This is a genomic window from Brucella tritici (genome assembly GCF_008932285.1).
Lineage (GTDB): Bacteria > Pseudomonadota > Alphaproteobacteria > Rhizobiales > Rhizobiaceae > Brucella > Brucella tritici.
On the sequence record NZ_WBVY01000001.1, the window covers coordinates 796,556 to 822,795 of the forward strand.

The window sequence follows — 26,240 nt, forward strand, 5'->3', positions numbered from 1 at the left end:
GCTGCGAATATGTCGTATAAAGGCAAATGTCGCGTCCAGCCAACGACTATGGTTTTGTCAAATACCAACTAGAGCGGTTCCAGTTATTACGGAGTCGTTGAAACCGCTCTATCCATCTTTTTCACGCATTATCCGACGCAAAGCCGCTTCGCACTTTTGCTGGAAATGCTCTAGGGACGCATAAAATGGCAGAGTTTCCTAAAAAGGCGAAAGTTGTGATTGTCGGGCTTGGCGGCATCGTTGGAGCCTCGGTGGCACACCATCTGATCGAGCGCGGCTGGGACGATATCGTCGGCATCGACAAGTCCGGCATTCCGACTGATATCGGCTCGACCGCCCATGCGTCGGATTTCTGCTATGCGACGAGCCATGACTTCCTCTCCTGCTGGACAACGCTCTACTCAATCGATTTTTATGAAAAGATGGGGCATTACGCTCGCGTTGGCGGCATCGAGGTGGCGCGCGTTGGCGACGATGCCCGCATGGATGAAATCAAGCGCAAGGTCGCATCGGGTAAAGCCTTCGGCACCCGCGCCAGGCTGATGGAACCGGCAGAGATCAAAGAAAAATTCCCGCTTATCGAGGAAAGTCTGGTTCAAGGCGGACTGTGGGACCCGGATGCAGGTCTGGTTATCCCACGTTCGCAGACCGTCGCCGGCAAGCTGATCGATCAGGCGGAAGCTGCTGGCAAGTTGCAGAGCTTTGCCAACACGCCTGCCCAGTCACTGCTGGTCGAAAACGGTCGCATCAAGGGGGTCGTCACGCATCGCGGCACCGTCGAAGCTGATTATGTCATTATCTGCGCTGGCCTTTGGGGACGCCTCATCGCCGAAATGGTGGGGGAAGACCTGCCCGTCATGCCGATCGACCATCCGCTGACATTCTTCGGCCCCTATAACGAGTTTGAAGGCACCGGCAAGGAAATCGGCTGGCCACTCATGCGCGATCAGGGCAACTCTGCCTATATGCGCGACACTGGCGACCCGAAGACTGCCGAAGGCGGCCAGATCGAATGGGGCTATTACGAAGAAAAGAACCCGCGCCTGTGTCATCCGCGCGACCTTCTGGAAAAGCACGAAGCACGTCTCTCACCATCGCAGCGCGATCTTGAGATGGACCAGATTCTGGAACCGCTTGAGCGCGCAATCGAACTGACACCTATTCTGGGCGAACTCGGCTACAACGAAAGCCACTCCTTCAACGGCTTCCTGCAGGTCACGACCGATGGCGGTCCATCCATGGGTGAAAGCCAGAAGGTGCGCGGTCTGTGGTATGCAGTCGCCATCTGGGTCAAGGACGGTCCCGGCATGGGCAAGCTCATCGCGGACTGGATGACGGATGGTCGCACATCAATCGACCATCACGCTATCGACTATTCCCGTTTCTATCCGCATCAGATGACCGAGCAGTTCATCTGGGATCGTTGCACAGAAACGGCGATGAAGGTGTACAATCCGGCAGTCCACCCGCGTGAACCCTTCTCCAAGGGCCGCAATATCCGCCGTTCGCCATTCTATGAGCGCGAAGTGGAACTTGGCGGTCATTTTATGGAGCTTGGCGGCTGGGAGCGTGCGCATGGCTATGCCGCCAATGAGCACCTTCTCGAAAAATATAGTGATCGCGTACCAGTGCGTGAGAACGAATGGGACAACCGCCATTTCTGGCGCGTCTCCAATGCCGAACATCTGGAACTGACTGAAAATTGCGGCATTATCAATCTCTCGCACTTTGCGATGTACGATATCGAAGGTCCTGACCATGTAGAGTTGATGGAATGGCTGTGCGCTGCCAAGATTGGCGGCGATGCAAATATCGGCAAGGGTATCTATACCCACTTCCTTGATGACGAAGGCATGGTGCGCGCCGACTTCACGGCAATCCGCATGGCAGACCGCATCCGCATGATCAATGGCGCCGATGCAGGGCCTCGCGACTTCCACTATATGCGCCGTGTGGCCGAAGATAAGGGCTTTGACGTAACAATCACCGATGTGACAGAGAAATACGTCACAATCGGCATCTGGGGTCCGAATGCACGCGAGAATCTGAAGAAGGTCGTTGAGAATCCGGAAGGTCTTGATGCGGAAAACTTCCCCTTCGCTGCCATCAAGCCAATCCGGATTGCACGCAAGGATGTTACCGCATTCCGCATTTCCTATGTCGGCGAGCAAGGCTGGGAACTGCATATGCGCTACGAAGACGGCCTTGCCGTCTGGGATGCGCTTCGCTCCACCGGCGTGATTGCGGTGGGCGTCGAAACCTATGCCAACACCCGCCGCATGGAAAAGAGCCTGCGCCTGCAGAACGCCGATCTGCTGACGGAGTACAACCTTCTCGAAGCCGACCTCGCTCGCCCGAAGGTCAAGGAGGCGGATTTCCGCGGCAAGGCAAAGCATGTGGAATATCGCGCCCGCGAGCATCAACCTGCGATGCTCTGTACACTCGTCATGACTGACAATGTGGATTCCAGGGGTGTCGCGCGTTATCCTGTCGGCATCATGCCGGTACAGAATCCGGAAACAGGAGAGACGCTCGTCGACGAACTTGGACGTCGATCCTTCACAAGCTCGGTCGCCTATGGTCCAACCATTGGCAAAAACATTGCTCTCGCTTACCTGCCATGGGCCTATTGTCAGGAGGGCCGCAAACTGAGCGTGGAATATTTCGGCGAGACTTATCCGGTTGAAGTCGTCTCGATTGGCTACAAGCCTCTCTACGACCCCGAAAACCTCAAGCCTCGCAGCTAACAGAGACATCTTCTACATAAAAAGCCGAGGCAGTGCCTCGGCTTTTTTGCATCCTGAAATGGAAAGACTATTTCAAGGTAGCCTTGCCGCCGCTGAGCGTAATCGTTTCGCCGCCAGTCAGAGCTTCACGATCTCCGTTCGGAAAGGTCACAAAACAGCCCGAGGCGCAAAATTCGACAGTTTCACCGGGCGCGACGATCATTTCGCGCTTGGAAGCACCTTCGGTGACCACAATCGTCTGAGGCCCACTATCGTTGTTGGAAATCTGGGCCGCATATGCGTTGCCTGCCAAGACTACAAAGCCGACTGCTGCACCAAGAACAAGCTTACCCAAGCTGTTGACCTGATTTCTGTTCATACCGTCCCGACCTTTCCATCGCTCCCGCCGCGATATGTCCGATGTCGCATGAGCCCTATTGCCCTCTGTCATCTTCTTTATAAGCGGACAAAACTGAACTGCAACTGAACGAAATGTTCATCAAGCGCGGTCGTCGGTATCTTCCTTCGCTTCAGGCTTCACTGCGTTCGCCTTTTTCTTCCCGGCCGCAGAGGAAAGCTCCTTTTCCTTCTGCATCAGCTCTGAAAGCTTCTCGATTTCCGGCCCCTTGAGAACAAGATCAGTCGAGGACGAGGACAGATGCAAGCCTTCCTCATGGAAGCGTTCGACAATCTGGAACCGCAGTTCGTTCTTGATGCCGCCTGTCGACGTTATGTCGGCCACATGGGCGTAAACATCAAAGACCATCAGTGAATCGTTCATACTTTGAAACGAAACAAAAGGTTCCGGGTTCTTCAGGATCGAAGGGTGGCCTCGAACGATTTCGAGAAGCAATGCATGAACCCGGCGAGGTTCTGCCGTATAGGAAGCCTGCACATTAATATCGATGCGTCCAAGTTTATTGCGATGCGTCCAGTTGCCGACATTCCCGTTGATAAGCGTCGAATTCGGCACGATGATCGATTGCTTCTGGAAGGTTTCCACCTCCGTTGCGCGCACGCTGATCTTCTTGACGACACCGCTGACTGTACCGGCCTCCACCCAGTCGCCAACCTTGAACGGACGTTCTGCGAGAAGAATGAGACCGGAAACGAAATTCTGGACGATATTCTGGAGACCGAAACCGATACCGAGAGACAGACCACCGGCAATAAGTGCAAGGTTCGACATATTGAACCCGGCCGCCGATACGCCCATCAGGGCCGCAAGACAAAGCCCTACATAGCCTATGACTGTGCGGATGGAATTGCGAACACCGGAATCGACACGCCCGCGTGCCATGACGCTGTTATCGAGCCAGTTCTGGAACCAGCGCGTCAGCAGATAACCGATCACGAACAGCAGAACGCCCGTCAAAAGTCCCATGAGCGAGATCGAAATATTGCCGATCTGGAAGCCGGTCATCAACTGATAGAAGGTGCTTTTCAGTTCGGCCCACTGGAAGCCGAGTTGCATCAGAACCAGCGGAATACCGATCAAGGCAACGACGAGATTGATCAGAATTCCTGCCAGAAGACCAAGCTGATCAAGGGTTGCGTCATCGAAATGAAAACGCTCCCGCATTGCCTTGCCGATCTGGCTGGACGCGAAAGCCTGCTCCTCGGAAATCGCGCGACCGGTCAGGAAGCCCATATACATGGTAACAAGGAAAGCGCCTGTCACCACAATCTGCTGCGATATGAAGCGCGCCATGCCGATATAGCCGAACACGGCAGCAAGAATTGGCAAAAGCCCCAATATGATGAGGAATGTTCGGAATGCACGCGGCCATGACCGGACGGCGCCATCCTTTTCGCGTTCAACGGGCTTCAGGAAGGCAATTGCCAGAATAAGAACACCGACCATCACGGTGGCCAGCAAGCTCTTCGCCATCGTCAGGGACAGCGGCGACGAGAGTATCTGGTTGACCGTCCCGAAGAAGGAATCGAGCCCGCTTGTCAGCGCCGTTCCCGTTATCAGCCAGCCCAAAACACGCCCCGGTCGGGGGGCGACCGGAACCAGTCGCCACTGCGGCATATCCGAACTGATACAGGCGGATGCCAGCCGATGAATGAAGAAAACAAGCCCCAGCACAATGAACAACGACTGGAAAAGAGCAGCAATATCCGTTCTCAATACATTGAAATAATTGAGAAAAAAATACGTCGTAGCTAGGAAAACACCAACAGCCGCTGACGGTATCACCGTAGACCAGAACGCCACTGAAAGGCGGCTTAGATAAGATGGGGATTCAATCGTCGGATCGCGTTGATAAATCGCGCCTAGAACGCGTCTTGCCCCAATCTGGATGACCAGTGCGGCCACGAACGCGAAAAAGGCGGCGGCAAGAAATGATTTAAGCTTGAACGTGCTAACAAAACGCCACCAGGACTGAACGATACGCCAGAGCGAAACCATCTGGTTGCTGGCGGCTGATGCGACCTCCGTGCCAAGCGTTGTATCGATGTTCACACGCTGGGAAAGTGTCCTTGCAAACAGATCCCGGCGCATATCGCCGATTTTTGCGGACATCTGATTGACGGAAAGCGACGTATCTTCCGTCTCGCCGACAACGGCATTTATTTCAGCCTTCTCAGCGGTCAGCCGGGCGCGCTCTTCACTGACGATTACCGGTTCCGGCGGCTGATCGCCGGATGGTGCAGACCCCAGCTGCTCCAGTCTTGTATTGATCTCACTGAGGCGCGGGCGAAATGCAACGCCAGCTTCCAAAAGCTTCTTTGAAAGAGAGTCCAGCTGAAGCTTGAGGTTGGCCAGTGATTCATCGTTCGAAGCAGCCTTTGGAAGCTGGTCGCTGATCCGCTTTGTCTGCTGCTTCAGGTCATTGATAACCGGCTTTTGCTGTTGAACGACACCAGAAACGGGCGCAGGAGCCTGTTGCTGATCAGTGGCAGTCGGCGCTTGCTGGGTTGAATCGCTTTGGGAAGCAGCGGCTGGTGCAGCTTGTGTTGCCTGCGGGGCTGGCTGTTTGTTGTCCTGCGCGAAAGCCGGCGCAAAGCTGCCCAGCGGCAGGGCGCTGATCAGAAGAGAAAATGCAAGAACACGAAACGTCGATGAATATGCCAATTCAATTCTGCCGTTAAACAAGACATGGTTTCAACATAAAGCGCCCTAAAACGGATGCAAGGCGTGGCTGCTTACAAGATATTGTAGCGTGTAGGAAGCGGACCCATACCGTATTAGACAAGCCTTGATGCCAGTATTTCCTTGTTCGTGCGAACACAAATGATTAATGAGGATTCGCAATGAGTGTGAAAAGCTGGCTCAACTCCACGGATAGACTCTAAAGAAAGTCTTGGCGATTTGATGAAGGGCATGAAAAACACGGAGCAGCACAAACGGCATGGTTTCATGCTGTTCGTTACGTGCGTCCTGTCGTTTACAGCTTTTCTGTTCGCCGTGGATTTTTCAACGCTCGATGACGATGCGGCTCGCGGTCACTCCGGTGGCATTGTCGCAAGGCAGGTCGAAGGCAGTCCTGCAACACCTGTTCGCCAGCAGTCTACCCCTTCACCACAGCCCATGCGGGCAATCCTGATCGAAGCTATCGCAGCCAAGATCAAAACCGCTTATCTCGATCGCACTGGAGCAGCACTCCCTGTTGCAACGGCAGAGATTGTTCTTCCAAAGACGAGATCAGCCGAAGCGGCGCAGAATTTCCGGCGCCTCGCAGTTTTGCAGGGACATTTTGGCTCTGCCCGTGCGCCTCCGAAAAGCGCATAATGCGCCAATCTTGATGATTGGCCCTTACCAATCCTAACGCCATTACAAACAATGCCCGTACCGCCACTTGATACTAAGTGGCAATTGGGGCGTACCAACCGGAACCTTAATCCATGCGTACTTCGAAATGGGTGGTTGTGCTGTATAGCCTGATCGTTGCGATCGGCATCATCATTGCCTTGCCCAACTTCTTCACCCAAAAGCACCTTGACGCGATGCCGTCCTGGTTCCCGAAGCGTCAGGTCACGCTCGGCCTTGATCTGCGCGGCGGCTCCTATCTCGTGCTTGAAGTCGATGCAGCCGGCCTGAAAAAGGACCGTTTGCGTTCTCTGCTTGACGATGCCCGCAGCAAGCTGCGCGCCGAACGTATCCAGCCACAGTCGATCCGTGCTGTCGGCGATGCCGTTGTCGTGACCATCCCTGATGCCGACCAGCGCTCGAAGGCGGAAACGGCACTGCGTACCTTGATCTCTCAGGTCAATACCAGCGGTTTCGGTACGGCAATCAATGACATTGATGTTGCCTCTACTGACAATCAGGTGCGCCTGACTCTGACAGAGGCAGGCTTCAACTACCGTCTTGATGCCGCTCTCCAGCAGAGCCTTGAAATCATCCGTCAGCGCGTTGACCAGGTCGGTGTCGCTGAACCCTCCATCCAGCGTGTAGGCTCGGATCGTATTGTGGTTCAGCTTCCTGGCCTTCAGGACCCGGCTCAGCTTCGTCAGCTTCTCGGAAGCACCGCAAAAATGAGCTTCCATATGGTCGCCGATGCCAATCCGAACGATGCACCGCCTCCTGGCGTGACCATCATGCCGGATTCCAAGGACCCGAACATCAAGTACCCGATCGAGGATCAGGTTGCCCTTTCCGGCGAGCGTCTTACCGATGCGCGTGCAGGTTTTGACCAGCGCACCAATGAGCCGATCGTGTCCTTCCGTTTCGATAGTCTCGGCGCACGCCAGTTCGCCGACATCACGACAAAGAACGTCAATCGTCCATTTGCGATTGTGCTCGATGGCAAGGTGCTGAGCGCCCCCGTCATCCGTGAACCGATCACCGGCGGCTCGGGCCAGATTTCCGGCAGCTTTACAGTTCAGGATACCGTCGTCCTCTCGGCTCTCTTGCGCGCTGGCGCCCTGCCCGCTCCGCTGACCGTCATCGAAGAACGTACGGTTGGTCCGGACCTTGGCGGCGATGCCATCAAGATGGGCCTCATTACCGGTATCGTCGGCTTCGTGCTTGTCGCGGTATTCATCCAGCTCCTTTATGGTGTTTGGGGTACCATCGCCAATGTGGCGCTGCTGCTCCACACCTTGCTCACCTTCTCCGCATTGAGCCTTATCGGTGCAACGCTGACCTTGCCCGGTATCGCCGGTATCATTCTCGGTATCGGTATCGCGGTTGACGCCAATATTCTCATCAATGAACGTATTCGCGAAGAAACGCGGCGGGGCCTCGGGGCTATGGCCGCGCTGGATAAGGGCTTCCATAGCGCCTTCTCTACCATTGTGGATGCGAACGTTACGTCCTTGATCTCGACCTTGCTGCTGTTCACCTTCGGCACCGGTCCGGTTCGTGGCTTTGCTATCACCATGATGCTCGGTATTGCGATCTCGATGTTCACGGATGTGACGCTGGTTCGCATGGCGATGGCCTGGTACGTCCGCAAGCGTAAGCTGAAGGTGCTCGTCATCGAGCCATTCCTGAAGTTCGTTCCAGAAAAGACGAATATCAGTTTCATGAACGCCCGCTTCGTCGGCATCGGCGTCTCGATCGTGCTGTCGATCCTGTCGATTGGCCTGTTCTTCAAGCCGGGGCTGAATTACGGCATCGACTTCAAGGGCGGTATCCAGGCGGAAATCGTCACGTCACAACCAGCCGATCTGGCACAACTGCGCGAGAAACTCGGCGCGCTGGGGCTTGGTGAAGTAGCACTTCAGTCTGCCGGTAGCCCGAACGATGTTCTGATCCGCGTTCAGCGTCAGGACGGTGGCGAGGAAGCGCAGACGGTTGCCGTCAACAAGATGCGCGAAGCCGTAACCGAGCTTGATCCCGGCGTGAAGATCGAGCGTACGGAAGTGGTCGGTCCCAAGGTCTCCGGTGAGCTGGCGCGTTCCGGCTTCATTGCCGTCATTCTGTCGGCACTTGGCATGCTCATCTATCTCTGGTGGCGTTTCGAATGGTTCTTTGCGATGGGCGCGATCATTACGCTCGTCCTGGACACCACCAAGATGGTTGGCTTCTTTGCACTGTTCCAGCTCGACTTCAACCTGACCGCCATTGCAGCACTTCTGACCGCTATCGGCTACTCGGTAAACGATAAGGTCGTGGTTTATGATCGCATGCGTGAAAACATGCGTCTTTATAAATCGAAACCGCTGCGCGAAATCATCGACATGAGTATCAATCAGGTTCTCGTCCGCTGTATTTATACATCAGTGACGACTTTCCTGTGTATGCTCCCGATGGCTATCTGGGGCGGTAGCGCGGTTCATAATTTTGCCGTGCCGATGCTGTTCGGTATCGTTATCGCAACATCGTCGTCGATCTTCATCGCCGCTCCGATTCTGCTTCTGCTGGGCAACTGGTGGCAGCATCGCAAGGAAGCGCATCAGGCTATTGAAGACAGCGCCGCCGCGCAGAAATAACCCGTTTGCCGGGCAAGGTTCAGACCTTGCCCGGCTCCCACATACAGAATTGAGAAGCCAGAGGGGGAAGGCACCTGATGCCCCATGACACGCCTTTGATTGCGACAATCGTCATCGGGTTATGCCTGGCCTTCATCTTCGGTGCGATAGCCACCCGTCTGAAAATCTCCCCTCTCGTCGGCTATCTTCTGGCCGGTGTTATTGCCGGTCCCCACACACCCGGTTTCGTTGCAGATCAGGACCTCATTCTTCAGCTTGCCGAGATTGGCGTCATCCTGCTGATGTTCGGCGTTGGTCTGCATTTTTCCCTTAAGGATCTTCTTTCCGTCAAAGCCATCGCGGTTCCCGGCGCACTCGCACAAATCGCAGCCGCAGCAGCACTTGGCACCGGCCTTGGCCTCGCCCTTGGCTGGGATGTGCAGGCGGGTCTCGTTTTCGGTCTGGCCCTTTCTACCGCGAGTACGGTCGTCCTGTTGCGCGCCATGCAGGAGCGCCGCCTGATCGATACGGAGCGCGGACGCATTGCAGTCGGCTGGCTGATCGTCGAAGATCTCGCAATGGTCATGGCGCTGGTTCTGCTTCCGGCAGTCGCCAGCGTAACTGGTCGTGCCGAAGGCTCGGCAGCAAGCGATCCCATCGCTTCGTGGCTCGGCCTCGGTATTGGCGGCATCATCCTTCTCACCATTGCCAAGGTCGTTCTGTTCGTCGCCCTGATGCTTATCGTCGGGCGCAAGGTCATACCGTGGCTTCTGAATGTCGTGGCTCAGACCGGCTCCCGCGAACTATTTCGTCTCGGTGTGCTCGCCATTGCACTGGGCGTGGCTTTCGGCGCTGCCCATCTGTTTGGCGTTTCCTTTGCGTTGGGTGCCTTCTTCGCTGGCATGGTGATGAGCGAATCCGAACTCAGCCATCGGGCAGCGGAAGAGTCCCTGCCCTTGCGCGATGCCTTCGCGGTGCTGTTCTTTATCTCGGTCGGAATGTTGTTCGACCCGATGAGCCTTCTCCGCGATCCACTACCCCTGCTCGGAACGCTTGCCATTATCCTCATCGGCAAATCAGTCGCGGCATTCTTCATCGTGCGCGCTTTCCGTCGCCCTGTCAGCACGGCGCTCACCATTTCGGCAAGTCTTGCGCAGATCGGTGAATTCTCCTTCATTCTGGCGGGGTTGGGCGTCAGCCTCAATCTTCTCCCACCGGCTGGACGCGACCTTATTCTCGCTGGTGCAATCCTGTCGATCTTCCTCAATCCGGTTATGTTCATCGTAGCGGAACGAATGCGGCCATGGATCGAAAAGCGAAGCAAACACGAAACACCAGCCGGTGAGGCTCCCGGTGTCGAACTCAGTATTTCCGAGCCTGAGCCGTTACCCCAAACTTTGCTGACCGGACACACGATTGTTGTTGGCTATGGCCAGATCGGCGAAAGGATTGCAGCAGGATTACAGGCGGAGACGACGCCTTTTCTCGTCATCGAGGATTCGTCGAAGGTCAGCGCCTCGCTCAAGGACAAAGGCGTCGAAGCCATTGCCGGCAACGCCTCGGATTCAGAGATACTGAAAGCGGCCAATCCGGCAATGGCGCAAAATCTGGTTATTGCAATCCCCAATGCCTTCGAGGCTGGACGGGTCACAGCATTAGCCCGAGCGGCAAATCCGGAAATCAGCATCGTCGTACGCGCCTGCTCGAAGGCGGAAGCACAATATTTAAAGGATCTTGGCGCAGATTTTGTCATTCTGGGCGAAGAAGAAATCGCAACAGCCATGGCAAAGGCAATCGGAACTGAGATCAGAAAGAAAAATGCCGGAATTGTTTCTGAAGAAAACGAATCTCAGACTGACATATTAGGGATAGTATCGGGAGAAGGATCGACCGATATCATGGGCAATAAAGGGGATGATATGAAGCATGAAGGCATGGTGACCGGTTGATGAGAGCAAAGGATTACATCTGGCCGGTCGTAGGCATTTGCGCAGTCGGTATTTCGGCTTGGCTTCTCTATCGCGAGCTTCGCAGCATTTCGCTCGATGATGTTCTGGACAGTCTTTATGCCATCCGCACCCATCATTGGGTTCTGGCTACAGCATCGGCGCTTCTGGCCTACAGTTCGCTCGCCGGTTATGATCGCATTGCGCTCTTGCACCTCAAGCGCAAGATTTCCTGGCTCTTCATCGCGCTTTGCTCCTTCACCACATATGCCTTATCGCACAATATCGGCGCCTCGGTCGTTTCAGGCGCTGTCGTACGCTACAGGGCCTATTCCTCTCAAGGCATGCCCGGCAGTGAAATCGCCGTCCTCATCGCCTTCTGCTCCTTCACATTCATTCTCGGAGTCATAATGACCTCCAGCGTCGTTCTCTTGCTGGAACCGCATATTCTGATGCGTTTCAACGAGGAACTGACGCCGACCGTCTCCATTATCATTGCACTTTTGATGCTGGCATTCGTGCTGCTTTATGTCTTCGGTAGCTGGCTGCGTCTGCGTCCACTTCAGATCGGCAGTTTCCGTCTGGAATATCCGCGAATGTCGGTTGTGGTGCAGCAGCTCATCGTCGCACCGCTGGAGCTGATAGGCGCCGCTGGCATCATCTATTTTGCCTTGCCAGAGGCCGGCAATCCCGGTTTCCTCATCATTCTGGGCATTTTCCTGGTCTCGTTTTCCGCGGCCCTAATCTCGCATGCTCCAGGCGGCCTCGGTGTTCTGGAACTCGTGTTCCTCACCGGCTTGCCGGATATGAATCAGGCTGACGTTCTGGCAGCGCTGATCGTCTTCCGTCTGCTCTACCTGCTTATCCCGTTCGCAATGTCGCTTGTAGTCGTGCTGGTCTTCGAGAAATCCCAGTTCCTCTTGCGATGGAACGACAAACAGCAGAAATAAAAATAGATTACAGCCGGAGCATAGTTTTCACGAAAACCGTCCCAATTTGAATTTGTTTTTCTTAAAATGGCGGCTTTGACCGCCTATCTTGGAAACAGTTTCGCAAATGGAACAAATTGCGAAACTGAACGCCCTCCCAAGGCCTTATCCAAAAGGAAAAACACATGCCTGCGACATTGATCATCCCCGGCTACAAGGGATCGGAAGCAGGCCACTGGCAGCGCCAATGGTTGCATGACGATCCGTCAGCATTACTCGTCGAGCAGGACGACTGGCACTATCCGGTGCTATCCGACTGGATGCACGCGCTCGAAGCAAAACTCGCCGAAAATCCGGGGGCCGTTCTGGTCGCCCATAGTCTTGGCTGCGCACTGGTCGCACATCTGGCCAGCCGCCCGTCGGCGGCTCATGTGGCGGGCGCCCTACTGGTTGCACCGGCCGACGCCGAAACAATGGCTCGTAAGGACGATCGATTCCTGAGCTTTGCTCCGCTCCCGCGCCAGGAGCTGGGTTTTCCATCCATCGTCGTCGCAAGCCGCAACGATGAATATATGAGCTTTGCCAAGGCAGAAGCTCTGTCCCATGTGTGGGGATCGGGATTTGTCGATCTCGGCCATGCTGGCCACATCAATGTAGCAAGTGGATTCAGCCGCTGGCCGGAAGGAATTATCCTCGCATCTTCTCTTCACAGAGAACCGATGAACAACACGCTTTCCCAAGCAGCGTGACCGCAAGCCGTCCATTCCTCGAATGGACGGCTTCTTCGATCTTAGGCACCTTGCCTACGTTCAAGCAGAACCTTCAGGACAAGCGTCAGAAGAGCAATCAACGCGAGCGTCGAAGCCGCAGCGAATGCACCAGCGACGTTATAGTCATTGAACAGTAGTTCCACCTGAAGCGGCAGCGTATTGGTCTTACCTCGGATGGCACCCGAAACGACCGACGTTGCTCCAAACTCTCCCATCACACGCGCATTGCAAAGTACAGCTCCATAGAGCAGTGCCCATTTGATATTGGGCAAGGTCACGTAGAAGAAGGTTTGCCAGGCATTGGCTCCAAGCGTCAGTGCTGCTTCTTCTTCTTCACTCCCCTGCACTTCCATCAGCGGGATCAGTTCACGCGCCACGAAAGGCGAAGTGACAAAGAGGCTGACAAGGAAGATCGCCGGAACCGTGAACATGATCTTGATGTCATAGGCTTCCAGCAATGGCCCCAGCAAACCTTGCGATCCGTAGAGGAAGAGATAGGTCACACCGGCCACGATAGGCGAGACTGAGAACGGTATTTCCACGAATGTAATCAGCAGCCGCCGTCCGGGGAAACGGAACTTGGTTACGAGCCATGCGACGCAAACACCGAACGCCATATTGATAGGCACCACGACAATAGCCGTCAGAATGGTCAGCCAGACCGCATGCAATGTGTCAGGTTTCAATATTTCGCCGAAGAAGACATCTACACCCTTGCTAAAAGCATAAGAGAAGATAACGGCGAGTGGTGCCCCGATGCAGATCAGCGACAAGCCAGCCGCCAGCCAGATCAACAGGTTACGCATCGGACCGGAATTACGTGCCTGCAGGCTTGCGCTAGCGTTCTGCATAACGAAGCTGCCTTGCCTGAATGAGATTGGTCACAAGAAGCATCAGGAACGCCGTAATGAGCATCACGAATGCAAGTGCTGCGGCGGCTGGATAATCATATTCATCAAGCCGGATGAAAACGAGCAGCGATGTTACTTCAGTTTCGAAGGGAAGATTGCCTGAGATAAAGACAATCGAACCAAACTCACCGAGGCTGCGGGCAAAGGAAAGCGACGAGCCTGCAAGGAAAGCTGGAAAAATGGTCGGCCAGATAATGTGTGAGAATGTCTGCCAGGAGCTGGCCCCGAGGCTGCGGGCAGCTTCTTCGACATCAGCGCTCATATCCTCCAGTACCGGCTGCACCGTGCGGATAACAAATGGAATGCTGGTGAAAAACATCGCGATCATGATGCCGAGCGGTGCATAAGCAACCTTTATTCCAATCGGTTCAAGGAACCGTCCGAACCAGCCATTCTGGGCAAAGAGCGTTACCAATGCCAAACCTGCTATGGCAGTCGGTAGCGCGAAAGGAAGATCGACTGCAGCATCAATCAGGCGTTTGCCGGGAAATTCGTATCGGGTCAGCACCCAGGCCAGCAAGAGACCAAATAAGCCGTTAAATACTGTTGCCACTGCGGCTGCACTCAAGGTGATCTTATAGGTCGCCAGTGCCCGATCTGAGGTCACGATATTCCAGAAGTCGCTCCAGCCGAGACTTGCCGTTTTCAGAATCATGGCTAGCAGTGGCAAGGCCACGATGACAGCCAGATAAAGCAAAGTGCAGCCGAGGGTCAGTCCGAACCCTGGTAGCACAGAATTACGTTTCATGCTTAGAAGCGCCACTGAATTTTTCCAAAAAGCAAGGCGATCCCTCAGGGATCGCCAATTAGCTCTGTTTACTTACCGGTGAAGAGCTGATCGAGCACTCCGCCTTCGGCGAAATGTTCCTTCTGCACCTTCTCCCAGCCACCGAAAGCATCTTCAACCGTCACGAGACGTACATCAGGATAGATATCCTTGTGCTTTGCGATGACGTCCTTGTCATGCACACGGTTGAAGTTTTGAGCCAGAATCTCCTGGCCTTCCGACGAGTAAAGATAATCGAGATAGGCTTCGGCAATCTTGCGCGATCCGCGCTTGTCCACTACCTTGTCGACGACCGTAACGGGAAACTCTGCCAGCAGACTGACTTCCGGTACGACAACGTCATATTTGTCCGGTCCAAGAACCTTTTCGGTTCCGCGTGTTTCGGCCTCGAAGGTCACCAGAACGTCGCCAATGCCACGTTCGGCAAAAGTCGTCGTTGCGCCACGGCCGCCCGTATCGAACACGGGCACATTCTTGAAAATCTTCCCGATAAATTCGTGAACTTTTGCCTGATCGCCCTTGAATGCTTCGTTCGCGTACGCCGTCGCAGCAAGATAGGTATAGCGCGCATTGCCCGAAGTTTTCGGATTCGGGAAGATCACCTTCACGTCGTCACGCGCCAGATCATCCCAATTCTTGATGTTCTTCGGATTACCCTCACGAACGAGGAAAGCAGGGAATGAATAGTAGGGTGACGAGTTGTTCGGGAGTCGCTTCTGCCAGTCTGCCGGAATGAGATTGCCCTTGTCGTGCAGGACCTGCACGTCGGTTACCTGATTGAAGGTAACGACATCCGCCTCAAGCCCTTCCAGGATCGAACGCGCCTGCTTCGAGGAGCCCGCATGGGACTGATTGACGGTCAGATCTTCACCGGTCTTGGTCTTCCAGTCTACGATGAAGGCCTTGTTGACCTGTTCGTAGAGTTCTCGCGCGATGTCATAGGAAACGTTGAGGATTTCCTTAGGCTCCTGCGCATGAACCGGAGCGGCGCCGAGACCGAGGGCTACCGCCGTATATAGAATAATTTTTCTCATTAGACCCATCCCCACCGCGCTGTTTGCGAAAAGCGCTCTAAACTCGATTGTTTTCGGAAAACAAATCTAACGAGAGAAGAGACAAAATCAATCTAAATCATTGATTTAAATATATAAACTACTTTCAAAGCCATTCATGGAACCTGCGCCCAAACCACATGCCGGCATGAGAAAATAATTCTCATCAGGATCGAAACCATAAAATGAAATGCAAAAGGCAGGAGACTTTCGCCCCCTGCCTTCAAACCATCCTTGGGCTTCTGGTCTCACCAGAAACCGCGATGCTGCCAGCACCAGAGAAAATTATGCTCGCCACGCTCCAGCCGACTACGGCGGCGGGCTGCAATCTCTTCCGCATTCAACTTCATTTCGCGCCAAGGCTGCTCCAAAAAGGCCGGAACACGCAAAAACGTATTCTTCATTTTCGTAGCGAGCAGTTGAACGGTTCGCTTCATGCCTAGCCTCCTCATTGCCTTCCGCTCAAATATTGTCGCGCTTTCGCCGCAACAATGAACGATAGGTTAATTTTGAAGGCTTCTCGGCTTTTGTCAATAACCTACTTATTTTATCGGAGTTAACTGTGTGAAATAATTTGCGAGCCTGACCAACCAGCCCGCAAATTCATTCCTGTTAGACCTCATAGTCGATTGAGGGCGTAATGCGTACCTTGCCGATATGACGACCGTTCATCGACTCGATCTTGAACTCCAGACCATCGGCAACGAAGCTTTCCCCACCCAGCGGCAAGTGCCCGAGATGCCAGAGAACATAACCGGCCAGCGTCGTATAGCGATCACCATCATCGAGAAGGTCGCGTTCAAGAAGACCACTCAGCCGACGAATATCGGTAAAGCCATCCACAAGATAACCACCATGGCCGTCCGACTGCGCGACAGCTGCCTCTTCATCTTCATCAGGAAACTCACCGGCAATGGCTTCCAGAACGTCGGTGGGTGTCACGACGCCTTCGAAAGAACCGTGCTCGTCCACGACCACCGCGATCTGAACAGGTGAGTTGCGCAACTGTTCCATAACGCGCAACACATTTGCATTTTCATGCACGACAAGCGGTTGTTTTACGATTTTGTCCCAGTCGATAGGCTTCCTGTCGCCGATATCGAGCAGAAGATCCCTCACAAGCGCCACGCCGATGAACTCATCCACCAGACGACGTGCAACGATGACGCGTGAATGTGACAGCTTGCGAATGGCCGCATCCAGTTCCGCTTCGTCTTCATCGAGGTCAAGCCACTCGATCTCGTTGCGCGGCGACATGATGGAACGCACAGGTCGATCAGCCAGATCGAGAACGCCGCGGATCATCTCCTTTTCTTCTGGCAGGAAGACGTCACTGGCGGCTGTCTGCTGGGCAATCACATCAATCGTATCAGAGAGCGGATTTTCACCGCGACCACCACCGAGCAGGCGCAGGACTGCGCCTGCCGTGCGTTCTCGCAGATCATTGGTGGTAACCAGCTTTTCACGATTGTGTCGCGACATCTGATTAGCCGCTTCGATCAATACCGAGAAGCCGATCGCCGCATAGAGATAACCCTTTGGAATGTGGAAGCCGAAACCTTCCACGACCAGACTGAAGCCAATCATCATCAAAAAGCCAAGACAGAGGATGACGACGGTGGGGTGTTTGTTGACAAAGTCCATCAACGGCTTGGAAGCAAGCATCATCACGCCAATGGCGATAACCACAGCAATCATCATGACCGGCAGGTGCTGGACCATGCCAACAGCCGTGATGACGCTATCGAGCGAGAATACCGCATCCAGAACGACAATCTGAACGATCACTTGCCAGAACACAGCATGCACGACCTTGGAACTTTTTGGCCCATGATCGCCCTCCAGCCGCTCGTGGAGTTCCATCGTGCCCTTGGCGAGAAGGAAGAGGCCGCCTATCAGCATGATGATATCGCGCCCCGAAAATGACAGCCCCATCAGCGACACCAAGGGCTCTCGCAGAGTGACGATCCAGGAAATCGACGCCAGTAGTACCAAACGCATCAGAAGAGCGAGACTAAGGCCGATCAGCCGCGCACGATTGCGTTGGTGCGGAGGCAGTTTGTCGGCCAGAATGGCGATGAAGACGAGATTGTCGATACCGAGAACAATCTCGAGTACCACCAATGTCACCAAACCTATCCAGGCATTGGGGTCGGCAATCCAGTCCATGGACCAGTCCATGATATGTCGGCTCCTTTAAAGATCAGCAGAAATGAAAATTGGAAACTACGCCGCAAGCAGTTTGTGGCCGGGCCGCTTTTGTGCGGTCCAGCCCCAAGCGAACAAAGACTATCGGGAATTGTTCAACGCGCGGGAAGCCCGAACGCCCCTCCGGGGAACTCGGACTTCGAGAAGACGAATCGTCAGAACTGTCGTCGGGCATAAAGCGCGATGAACCTTATATGAGGTGTTTGCGAGGCTCCAAGCCTCAGCAACACCAGTTGCCATATGGAACATATGGTTTTGTTATTAAGCAGACTGATGCCTGCTGCACAAGAGACCGATTATTATTCGGCCGGTGAGACATGAACCCGGCGCTTACGCTCCCGACGTGGACGGGCTTTGAAAAAACGAACGCCAATGATCGTCACGATGATTGTGACGATCGTGATCCCGATTACGAACCAGAACATGTGATCGCCGTCCATTCTGGCAAAAACGCCAGCGCCACGGCCAGCTAGCCAGCCCGGAAGGAACATCAGTGGGGCCCATACCAGGGCAGACAGGACATTAGCGGTCTGGAAACGCGTCTGATCCATCGACATCATGCCGGCAACCATCGGCACGGTGCAGCGTACAGGACCGAAGAAGCGGCCCAGAAACACCGCCGAAAAGCCATAGCGACGGAATAGAAGGCGCGCACGCGCGACACCGCTGCGGTGCTTGTTGAGCGGCCACTTGTGGATAATGTTGCGGCCAAGCCACCAGCCCAGGAAATAGGAGATAATATCGCCGATGACAGCACCAATGATCGCGCCGATGATGACGGGAATGGGTTCAATGATTCCGGCACCCACGAGGCCACCAATGGCGATCATGATCGGAGTGGCTGGAATGAACATTCCTATAATGGCGAGAGATTCGCCAAAGGCGATGATGCCCACGATAGGCCCAGCCCATGCCCGATGATCGGAAATAAACTGTCCGAGATCGCCTATTATGCTTTCCATTCCGTCCTCAAATGTCGCGAACCGGATTTTGAAACGATGTGAGCCGTTTCTGTTTTCTTCGGCAAGGGCAACCCGGTGCATGAAGCGCCTTGCTCTGACAAATTCCAGGGGCGGTGCCGGTGTCCGTGACTTCAGAACCACTACCAACCGATCAAGTCTTTTATATGCCGTAGCTTCTCAGACAAGCATCAATAATTGATGACATGACTGCGACATTTGCGGCGTGGTTCTACTCCCTGAACGAAACCTCCCCACCGAACGTATTAGTCCAGCTTCGAGAATATGGAGCCGCAAGGTTCGGCTTACAACGCCGGAGACATGAAAAAATGAATCAAATCAAGAATCTCTCATTTCTGATTCTCAAAAGAGCGCTCAGAAAATACAACCAGAATACACATTCCTGGAAAAATACACCGAAAGCGAGTGGAAGTGGATTTTTGAAAGCCCCACATTTCCGGGCTTTTTGGACAAGCTGTTATTTTTTTCAGAAATTTTGCAGTTGAAGGCTGGACAGGTGGAAAAGAGGCCGTTATAGAACCGCTCACTTCACCGGGGCCGCTGCCTCGGCAAAGCGAGTGGGTGATTAGCTCAGTTGGTAGAGCAGCTGACTCTTAATCAGCGGGTCGTAGGTTCGATCCCTACATCACCCACCATTTTCTCTTCTGAAAACAAATGCTTCCGCTGATAACTGATCCTGAAGGGTCAGACAAAATCTTCCCGTTCGGACAGACATGTGTCTCCGTAAAGCAGATGATTGCCTGCTTTAGAGAATGCTTCAGCTCCGGTTTTCTCATACACCCCCCAATACATTACCGATAATTAATTGGCATATTCATATGCGGTTCATCTAAAAAGAAAGACATTACTCACACGCCTTTTATCGGCGCCCCTGTAAAAGAGTAATGGAGTCAAATAGCCATGAAATCGAAGACCGCATTTATCGCTGTAATTGCAACATCTTTGCTTGCTGTCCCCGCACTAGCACAAGAAAACAACAGTGCAAATACTGATAAACCGGCAGCAGAGACGGCCGTCGCATCAAACAAAGATATGAAGGGCAAACGTGGCCCCGTCGATCTTGAGAAATTCTCTCGCATGGATGATCTCAGGGCCGCCGATACCGATGGCGACGGCGTACTTTCTCGAGCCGAAATCGAAGCATTGGCACTCAAGCGTATCGTGAGCCGTGCAGCCGACCGCATGGAACGTCGTCTCGATATCAATGGCGATGGTAAGGTTACGCTTGCGGAAGTGGAGAACCAGCGCAAGAAGGAATTCGCTGCACTGGATCGGAACGAGGATGGCAAAATCGATCGCAGCGAAATGCGTGCTGCGAAGATGCATCACCAGGCCAGGGGCTCTCACCACAAGGGTCCACACCACATGGGCAACCACAAGGGTGGGGAGCACAAAGGCCCGATGAAGGATCAAGCCGAGAAACCGCAGGAATAAAGCTGAAATTAAAAACCCGGGCTCAATGCCCGGGTTTTTCATGCGTTGATATCAATGTCATCGCTCAGGAGCGGATGACTCCCTTCTTGAAAATGATATTGCCATAAAGTCGTTTCTCACCCGTACGAATGATCGCGAAAGCATCGCGAGCGCGGTGATAAAAGGCAAATCTTTCAATCGGATCGACAGAAATCTTCCGTCCCTCGGCCGCTTCTATGACCGCTTCAAACTCCTTGAAAATCGCTGGCGTTTCATTGGGCGCCTGCATGACAGCGGCTGGCTTGTCGACAAAATCGTCCAAAGGCAGCAGCGACAGAACGGCTTCCGCCATATCCGTCGCAGTGATTCCTGGAAAATCCAGTACGTGGACACCAGAAGACTGCGCCGGATAATTGGCATCAACGATCACGAGATCGTCTCCGTGCCCCATATCGGCAAGAACCTCGAGCAACGAGCCGGTCAGCAATGGATTGATATTCTTCAACATAAGACGTCAGTTCCCATAAAAACTCTGTCGCCTCACACTAAACAACTCGCTTTCAGAATCGCAAGGTCCAAGTGTTGGAAGGCGATCGGCTTTATCTCGTAGTAGGATCCAGCTTGTCGCGCAGCCAATCACCCACAAAGCTGATCGATAGCGTCGTGAACATGATCACAAATGATGGCGCCAGCATGATCCACGGTGCACGAGTGAGATATTCGCGACCATAACCAACCATATTGCCAAGACTGGTCATGGGCGGCTGCACGCCCAATCCTAGAAACGAAAGGCTGCTTTCGAGAAGAATAATCTCCGGGAATGTCAGCGTCATCGAGACAATCAGTGTCGAAGCAATGTTCGGGAGGATATGCTTGAGATACACGCGCGACGGCGTAGCGCCGAGCTGGGTAACCGCTGCCGCATAGCCTTGTGCATTGGCCGAAACGGCCAGTCCACGTGCGATACGGGCATAACGTTCCCAACCGTAGAAACCCATCAGGCAGGTCAGCAGTAGAAGTGAGCTGCCAAAGAATGCCAACACGGCAAGCGACAGAATCAGGAATGGTAGCGCCGCCTGAAAATCAGCCAACATGACCACAACCTGCTCTACAGCACCTCGAAAATAAGCTGCAAGAAAGCCAAGCGCCGTCCCGAACACCGCTGAAATGATCGTCGCACCAAACGCGATGAGCAGCGAAATGCGAATGGATTCGATGAGGCGTGAAAGCACGTCACGTCCCAGCTCATCGGTACCCAGCCAATGCTGTGCGTTCCCTGGCAGTGCGAGGCGGTTTTTCAGGTCAAAGGCTGTGATGTTGTAGGGTTTTATCCAGTCCGCAGTCAGCGCAATCAGGATCATTGCTGCGATCCAGATAAAGCCGATGATGACCATCAGCGGAATGCCTTTACGGTTCTTTTTCGGCTGCACGACAGCGGCGGCGGTATTGGCGGTCATATCCGTCATCGGTTCAGTCTCACGCCTTGCCCTGCGCCTGACGCAGACGCGGATCGAGATAACCATAGAGAAGGTCGACAATGAAATTGGAAATAACCATCGTCGCCGCCACAAGAAGCAGGATGCATTGCACGATAGCAAGATCGCGATTGGCAACCGAGACCACGAGCAACCTGCCCACGCCCGGCCATGAGAAGAGCGATTCAACAACCACTGCTCCTGCAATCAGCGATCCGACCATAAACCCGACGATAGTGACAATCGGAATAGCCGCGTTAGGCAGTGCGTGCCGCCATACCACATTGCGCCAGGACACACCTTTGGCGCTCGCCGTACGAATATAGGGTTGCCCCAGAATCTCGATCATCGCGCTGCGGGAGAACCGCGCCAGAATGGCCGCACCGCCGAGCCCCATCGTGACGATGGGGAGAATGGCGTGCATCCAGCTATCCTGTCCGCCCGAGGGCAGCCAGCCAAGCGATACAGAGAACACCAGCACAAGCAGCAGGCCAAGAACAAAACTCGGTAAAGTGAAGCCGATGACGGCAGTAGCCATGACAGCCCGGTCAATGAAGCTGTTGCGATGCAGCGCAGCATAAATTCCGGCCGGAATGCCAAGCCCAAGCTTGATCAGCAATGCCGGTATCGTAAGCTGAAGCGTCGCGGGAATGCGCTCGGTCACCAGTGTGATTGCAGATTGGCCGTCGCGCATCGATATTCCCAGATCGCCCCGCGCGATGGCTCCGAAATAACGCAAATATTGCTGCCAGAGCGGGTCATCAAGCCCCCAATTTTTCCGGAAGGCAGCTATGGCTTCAGGTGGAGCATCCGGCCCCATGATGATCTGGGCCGGATCACCAGACATGCGCAGGACGACGAAAGCAAATGTTACCACGAGAAGAATGGTGACAAATGCGCGAACCCCGCGAACCATCAGAAATCTAAGCATGAGAATTGTCCGTCTGCAGGGTTCCTGCAAAATGGCAGGCTACTTTGCGTCCCGCTGGCATATCGAGGAGTTCAGGTGTCGCGCTGCTGCAGCGCGCAGCCGCAAAACGACAACGTGGATGAAAGGCGCAACCATCAGGTCGCGCGGCAGGGTTCGGTGGCTCTCCCTGCAGGATGATGCGGTCGCTGAGGGGAACACCGGCCACCGGCACACTGGACACCAGCGCCTGCGTATAGGGGTGGAGCGGTCGGGCAAAAATTTCATCCGAGGATGCTTCTTCGACGATACGGCCCAGATACATAACCGCAACGCGATCCGAAATATTACGCACCACCTTCAGATCATGGCTGATGAAAACCATGGCTATGCCTTCACGTTCCTGCAAATCGCGCAAAAGGTTCACAACCTGCGCCTGGATGGAAACATCCAGCGCCGATACAGGCTCATCGCAAACAATGAGTTGCGGCTTGCATGCGATGGCGCGTGCAATGACGACACGCTGGCGCTGCCCGCCCGAAAGCTCATGCGGATAGCGAGAAGCCTGATCGGGACGGAGACCGACCGCTCGCATCAGCTCCGCAACACGCGCTTTCTGCTCAACAGCGGTTCCAATTCCGTGAATCTCCAGTGGCTCGGCAATCTGACGGCCAATCGGCAACCGTCGGTCCAGAGCTGCCAGAGGGTCCTGATAGACGAGCTGCATACGCGCCCGTAAAGCGCGCCAGCCTGCAGTCTTCTGGCGAGGCAGGGCTGAACCTTCAAACGTCACCTCTCCCTCGCTGGGATCTTCCAGACCGAGAAGCAGCCGCCCGGTCGTGGATTTACCCGAACCGGACTCGCCAACGATGCCCAGCGTTGTTGCCGGAGCGACCGATATGGAAAGCCCGTCGACGGCGCGCACTGCGACAGGTTTTGCAAAAGGGCCTTTGCGCGACGTGTATGTTTTGACAATATCGCGAGCTTCGATGAGAGCGGCTGTCATTGTGCTATTGCCCTTGTGCTCGCCGGGGTTGAAATATGGCCGCCGATGGACGGCAGCAAATGCGACGCGGCCGGATAGGGATGAAAACAGGCGACCATACGCCCCTCACCGGCATCGTCCTGCGGAACACCGAGTCTTGGGAGGCTTCGAGCGCAGAGGTCACTCGCGCTCAAGCAGCGTGGCGAGAATGAGCAACCTTGCGGAAGCTTGCCGGGCTCAGGAACTGTGCCCTCGATGGGTATGAGTCGGCTGCGCCCGCCCTCAAGGCTGGGAATGGAATCAAACAGGCCGTGCGTGTAAGGATGACGCGGAGCAGTAAAAAGCGCTTCGGTCCGGGCCTGTTCGACGATACGCCCGGCATACATGACGGAGACCCGTTCGCAAATTTGCGATACAGCCCCAAGATCATGACTGATAAAGACCACAGCCATGCCGGTTTCCGCACGCAATGCAGCCAATAGATCAAGAATTTGAGCCTGAATCGTAGCATCAAGTGCTGTCGTAGGCTCATCTGCAATCAGGATATCGGGATTACCTGCCAGCGCCATGGCAATCATCAAGCGCTGGTTTTGACCACCGGAAAATTCGTGCGGATAATTATCGATGCGTCGGCCTGCATCCGGTATCCCCACCAGTTCCATCAATCGCAAAGCTTCCGTCCGGGCGGCTGATCCTTTCAGGTTACGATGAAGCCGTACGGCTTCCTCAATCTGTCGCCCAACCCGGATAACCGGATTCAACGAACTCGACGGGTCCTGAAAGATCATCGCAATACGACCACCCCGAACACCTTCGAGCGTGCTGCGCGATGCGGTCAGCAATTCTGTTCCTTCCAGGAGAACACTACCGGAGATCGACGCCTTCTTCGGCAGGAGGCCGAGCGCCGCCAGCCAGGTCACAGACTTGCCGCAGCCAGACTCCCCGACTAATCCGACGGCCTCGCCCCGCTCAATCGAGAGGTCGATACCATGCAGAACCGGCACGCCATCAAAGGCTACTTTGAGATTGGAAATTTCGACCAGCGGCATGATGCAATCCTTCTGGTTCATTCACAGTCGCGGGGCTTGAAACCCCAAAGGAAAAGCGAGCCCGGCCGAACCGGGCCCGCCTCTACAAATGGATCATGCCCAGTTGTTTTTGCGGAAATCCATTGCGAAAGCAGGCGCCGCCTTCCACTTCAATGACTTCGGCTTGGCAGTGAACGTCGCGTTCTGGTGAAGGACTGTGTAAGCAGGGTCTTCCCGTTCACAGATTTCCAGCATCCGCTTGAACGCTTCCTTGCGTTTGGCATGGTCGGTGCTGGTTTCCAGAATGACGGAAAGCTTGTTTGCTTCCTCATTCGTCCACTCGCCGACCTGTTGCTGCTGGCCATTCGGACCGTGCTGACTGACGATGGAAGAAACCGGATCGTTGAAAGGCGCGGAATTGGACCAGTCGCGCACGGCACGTCCTGGGCTCTTCTCCAGAACCTGTTGCCAGTTTTCCTGCATCTGGATTTCAACGTTCAGACCCACCTGTTTCCACATCTCCACAAGGATCTGCGCAGTTGGGGTCTGGTTGGTATAGTAATTGTTGAGCAGGCGGTAAGGGATTGCATCACCCTTGTAACCGGCTTCTTTCAAAAGCTGTTTTGCGAGATCCGGGTTATACTCCGGAACATTCCAGCCCTGAACGAACATATCGCCATAATAATCCCACTGGAGACCAGCCGGAACGACCGTACGACCGGCCCACAGCGAATCTACGATCGCCTGGCGATCGATCGCATGGGTGAATGCGCGACGTACCAACGGATTTTCCAGTTGTGGATGGAACTTGTCGAACACGGTTAGACGGTGGTTAAGAATCGTGCCGCCCTGAACCTCGAAAGCGTCGTTCTTTTCGATGCCCTCGATCTGATCCGGCGGAATATCACAGGCGAACTGATATTCACCCGAGAGCAGACCATTGATGCGGGAAGCTACTTCCGGCACTTCGATGAAGCGGATCTGCTTTAGCGGCGGGCGTCCGCCCCAATATTCGTCATGAGCCTCGAGCACCAGCATATTGTCCGGCTTGAACTCAACAACCTTGTAAGGCCCGGTAGTAACCGGCTTGCGCGCCCAATCGAGATAGCTCGGCGACTCTTCCCAACCACGACGGCTCATGATCTGGCTGCCGTAACGGGAAATGCGGCCTTCCATCGTGACGTCCGGCGTACCGTTCTTGAAGCGTACGGTATATTTGTCGACTATTTCGACACCAAGAAGGGCTGGCCACGAGCGGCGTGCCGTTGCTGGCACTTCAAGCGGCAGTTCCTTGCTTTCACGACCGAGCGGGTTTTTCTCTGAGACATATATTGTCTTGCCTTCGGCTGGCTGCGTGTCGCCAAACATACGTTCCTTGCCAAAAGTGAAGGCAACGTCCTCGGCGGTCATCTCGTCGCCATTGTGGAACTTCACGCCTTGCCGGAGTTTCAGTTCAACGGTTTTGTCGTCAATGCGGGTCCATTCGGTCGCAAGACCTGGTACTGCGGAAAGACCGCCCAGCCAGTCGCGGTCGATCAACGCTTCCCATATACTGGAGAAGAAAACGCGTTCGCCGACATTCGACTGTTCGCGAAGAACGTCGAGCGTATTGCTGTTCGCCACCTTCTGGACTGCAATAGTGATCGATGGGCGATTGTCAGCCTGTGCGATTGCAAAGCGCGGCAGGACGAGCGAACCGGCGGCACCGGCTGAAAGGCCAAGCATTCCGCGTCGGGTCAGATTGATCATTTGGTTGC

Annotated in this window: 21 protein-coding genes and 1 tRNA gene; 8 read left to right on the forward strand and 14 right to left on the reverse strand. The window is 54.6% G+C overall.

Annotation, left to right across the window (positions count from 1 at the left end; genetic code table 11):
* Nucleotides 1-185 precede the first annotated feature (185 nt).
* Nucleotides 186-2,747: a GcvT family protein gene (locus tag F9K94_RS04005; protein WP_151643762.1), complete on the forward strand. Its 2,562-nt coding sequence runs from the start codon at nt 186-188 to the stop codon at nt 2,745-2,747.
* 67 nt (nt 2,748-2,814) lie between these two features.
* On the opposite strand, the gene F9K94_RS04010 is transcribed toward F9K94_RS04005, so the two are convergent.
* Both F9K94_RS04010 and F9K94_RS04015 read right to left on the reverse strand, forming a co-directional pair.
* Complete coding sequence (locus tag F9K94_RS04010; RefSeq protein WP_151555724.1) at nt 2,815-3,105, reverse strand: hypothetical protein; 291 nt, start codon at nt 3,103-3,105, stop codon at nt 2,815-2,817.
* A 120-nt stretch (nt 3,106-3,225) separates the two neighbouring features.
* Nucleotides 3,226-5,808: a mechanosensitive ion channel family protein gene (locus tag F9K94_RS04015; RefSeq protein WP_151643764.1), complete on the reverse strand. Its 2,583-nt coding sequence runs from the start codon at nt 5,806-5,808 to the stop codon at nt 3,226-3,228.
* 240 nt (nt 5,809-6,048) lie between these two features.
* Here F9K94_RS04015 and F9K94_RS04020 point away from each other — a divergent pair, with 240 nt between their 5' ends.
* From F9K94_RS04020 to F9K94_RS04040, 5 genes are all read left to right on the forward strand, one after another.
* A complete protein-coding gene (locus F9K94_RS04020) occupies nt 6,049-6,465 on the forward strand; it encodes a hypothetical protein (RefSeq protein ID WP_151643766.1) in 417 nt (138 codons plus the stop codon).
* Between the two features lie 113 nt (nt 6,466-6,578).
* Nucleotides 6,579-9,113: a protein translocase subunit SecD gene (secD, locus tag F9K94_RS04025; protein WP_151643768.1), complete on the forward strand. Its 2,535-nt coding sequence runs from the start codon at nt 6,579-6,581 to the stop codon at nt 9,111-9,113.
* Between the two features lie 77 nt (nt 9,114-9,190).
* Nucleotides 9,191-11,041: a YbaL family putative K(+) efflux transporter gene (gene ybaL, locus F9K94_RS04030; protein WP_151643770.1), complete on the forward strand. Its 1,851-nt coding sequence runs from the start codon at nt 9,191-9,193 to the stop codon at nt 11,039-11,041.
* Nucleotides 11,041-11,988 carry a lysylphosphatidylglycerol synthase domain-containing protein gene (locus tag F9K94_RS04035; protein WP_061346082.1) on the forward strand — a complete coding sequence of 316 codons (948 nt, stop codon included), beginning with the start codon at nt 11,041-11,043 and terminating at the stop codon, nt 11,986-11,988. Before ybaL ends, F9K94_RS04035 begins: the two co-directional genes overlap by 1 nt.
* Nucleotides 11,989-12,152: 164 nt before the next feature.
* Entirely contained in the window at nt 12,153-12,716 is a 564-nt protein-coding gene (locus F9K94_RS04040) for an alpha/beta hydrolase (RefSeq protein ID WP_151643772.1), read from the forward strand.
* A gap of 41 nt (nt 12,717-12,757) precedes the next feature.
* Here F9K94_RS04040 and cysW read toward each other — a convergent pair whose 3' ends face one another.
* The 6 genes from cysW to F9K94_RS04070 all read right to left on the reverse strand — a co-directional run bounded on the left by cysW (nt 12,758) and on the right by F9K94_RS04070 (nt 18,657).
* Entirely contained in the window at nt 12,758-13,588 is an 831-nt protein-coding gene (gene cysW / locus F9K94_RS04045) for a sulfate ABC transporter permease subunit CysW (RefSeq protein ID WP_151643774.1), read from the reverse strand.
* Nucleotides 13,575-14,396 (reverse strand): sulfate ABC transporter permease subunit CysT, encoded by an 822-nt coding sequence (gene cysT / locus F9K94_RS04050; RefSeq protein ID WP_061346079.1) that lies wholly within the window; start codon nt 14,394-14,396, stop codon nt 13,575-13,577. The genes cysW and cysT overlap by 14 nt, the downstream gene beginning before the upstream one ends.
* Before the next feature lie 68 nt (nt 14,397-14,464).
* Nucleotides 14,465-15,469, reverse strand: a complete 1,005-nt coding sequence (locus F9K94_RS04055; protein ID WP_151643776.1) for a sulfate ABC transporter substrate-binding protein — start codon at nt 15,467-15,469, stop codon at nt 14,465-14,467.
* Between the two features lie 266 nt (nt 15,470-15,735).
* Entirely contained in the window at nt 15,736-15,924 is a 189-nt protein-coding gene (locus F9K94_RS04060) for a hypothetical protein (RefSeq protein WP_104755894.1), read from the reverse strand.
* A 175-nt stretch (nt 15,925-16,099) separates the two neighbouring features.
* Nucleotides 16,100-17,668: a TerC family protein gene (locus tag F9K94_RS04065; RefSeq protein ID WP_151643778.1), complete on the reverse strand. Its 1,569-nt coding sequence runs from the start codon at nt 17,666-17,668 to the stop codon at nt 16,100-16,102.
* A 326-nt stretch (nt 17,669-17,994) separates the two neighbouring features.
* Nucleotides 17,995-18,657: a DedA family protein gene (locus F9K94_RS04070; protein WP_061346472.1), complete on the reverse strand. Its 663-nt coding sequence runs from the start codon at nt 18,655-18,657 to the stop codon at nt 17,995-17,997.
* A 577-nt stretch (nt 18,658-19,234) separates the two neighbouring features.
* On the opposite strand from F9K94_RS04070, the gene F9K94_RS04080 reads away from it, so the two are divergent.
* Together F9K94_RS04080 and F9K94_RS04085 are read left to right on the forward strand one after the other, a co-directional pair.
* Nucleotides 19,235-19,310, forward strand: a tRNA-Lys gene (locus F9K94_RS04080).
* 265 nt (nt 19,311-19,575) lie between these two features.
* Nucleotides 19,576-20,109: an EF-hand domain-containing protein gene (locus F9K94_RS04085; RefSeq protein ID WP_151643780.1), complete on the forward strand. Its 534-nt coding sequence runs from the start codon at nt 19,576-19,578 to the stop codon at nt 20,107-20,109.
* A gap of 64 nt (nt 20,110-20,173) precedes the next feature.
* Here F9K94_RS04085 and F9K94_RS04090 read toward each other — a convergent pair whose 3' ends face one another.
* The 6 genes from F9K94_RS04090 to F9K94_RS04115 all read right to left on the reverse strand — a co-directional run bounded on the left by F9K94_RS04090 (nt 20,174) and on the right by F9K94_RS04115 (nt 26,232).
* Nucleotides 20,174-20,596 (reverse strand): RbsD/FucU family protein, encoded by a 423-nt coding sequence (locus F9K94_RS04090; RefSeq protein ID WP_151643782.1) that lies wholly within the window; start codon nt 20,594-20,596, stop codon nt 20,174-20,176.
* A 91-nt stretch (nt 20,597-20,687) separates the two neighbouring features.
* Complete coding sequence (locus F9K94_RS04095) at nt 20,688-21,554, reverse strand: ABC transporter permease (protein WP_061346074.1); 867 nt, start codon at nt 21,552-21,554, stop codon at nt 20,688-20,690.
* 10 nt (nt 21,555-21,564) lie between these two features.
* Nucleotides 21,565-22,494, reverse strand: coding sequence for an ABC transporter permease (locus F9K94_RS04100; RefSeq protein WP_151555688.1), 930 nt, complete (start codon nt 22,492-22,494; stop codon nt 21,565-21,567).
* Entirely contained in the window at nt 22,487-23,476 is a 990-nt protein-coding gene (locus F9K94_RS04105; protein WP_151643784.1) for an ABC transporter ATP-binding protein, read from the reverse strand. Before F9K94_RS04105 ends, F9K94_RS04100 begins: the two co-directional genes overlap by 8 nt.
* Nucleotides 23,473-24,504 carry an ABC transporter ATP-binding protein gene (locus F9K94_RS04110; RefSeq protein ID WP_235920561.1) on the reverse strand — a complete coding sequence of 344 codons (1,032 nt, stop codon included), beginning with the start codon at nt 24,502-24,504 and terminating at the stop codon, nt 23,473-23,475. The genes F9K94_RS04105 and F9K94_RS04110 overlap by 4 nt, the downstream gene beginning before the upstream one ends.
* Nucleotides 24,505-24,597: 93 nt before the next feature.
* Nucleotides 24,598-26,232: an ABC transporter substrate-binding protein gene (locus F9K94_RS04115; RefSeq protein ID WP_061346070.1), complete on the reverse strand. Its 1,635-nt coding sequence runs from the start codon at nt 26,230-26,232 to the stop codon at nt 24,598-24,600.
* Nucleotides 26,233-26,240 lie beyond the last annotated feature (8 nt).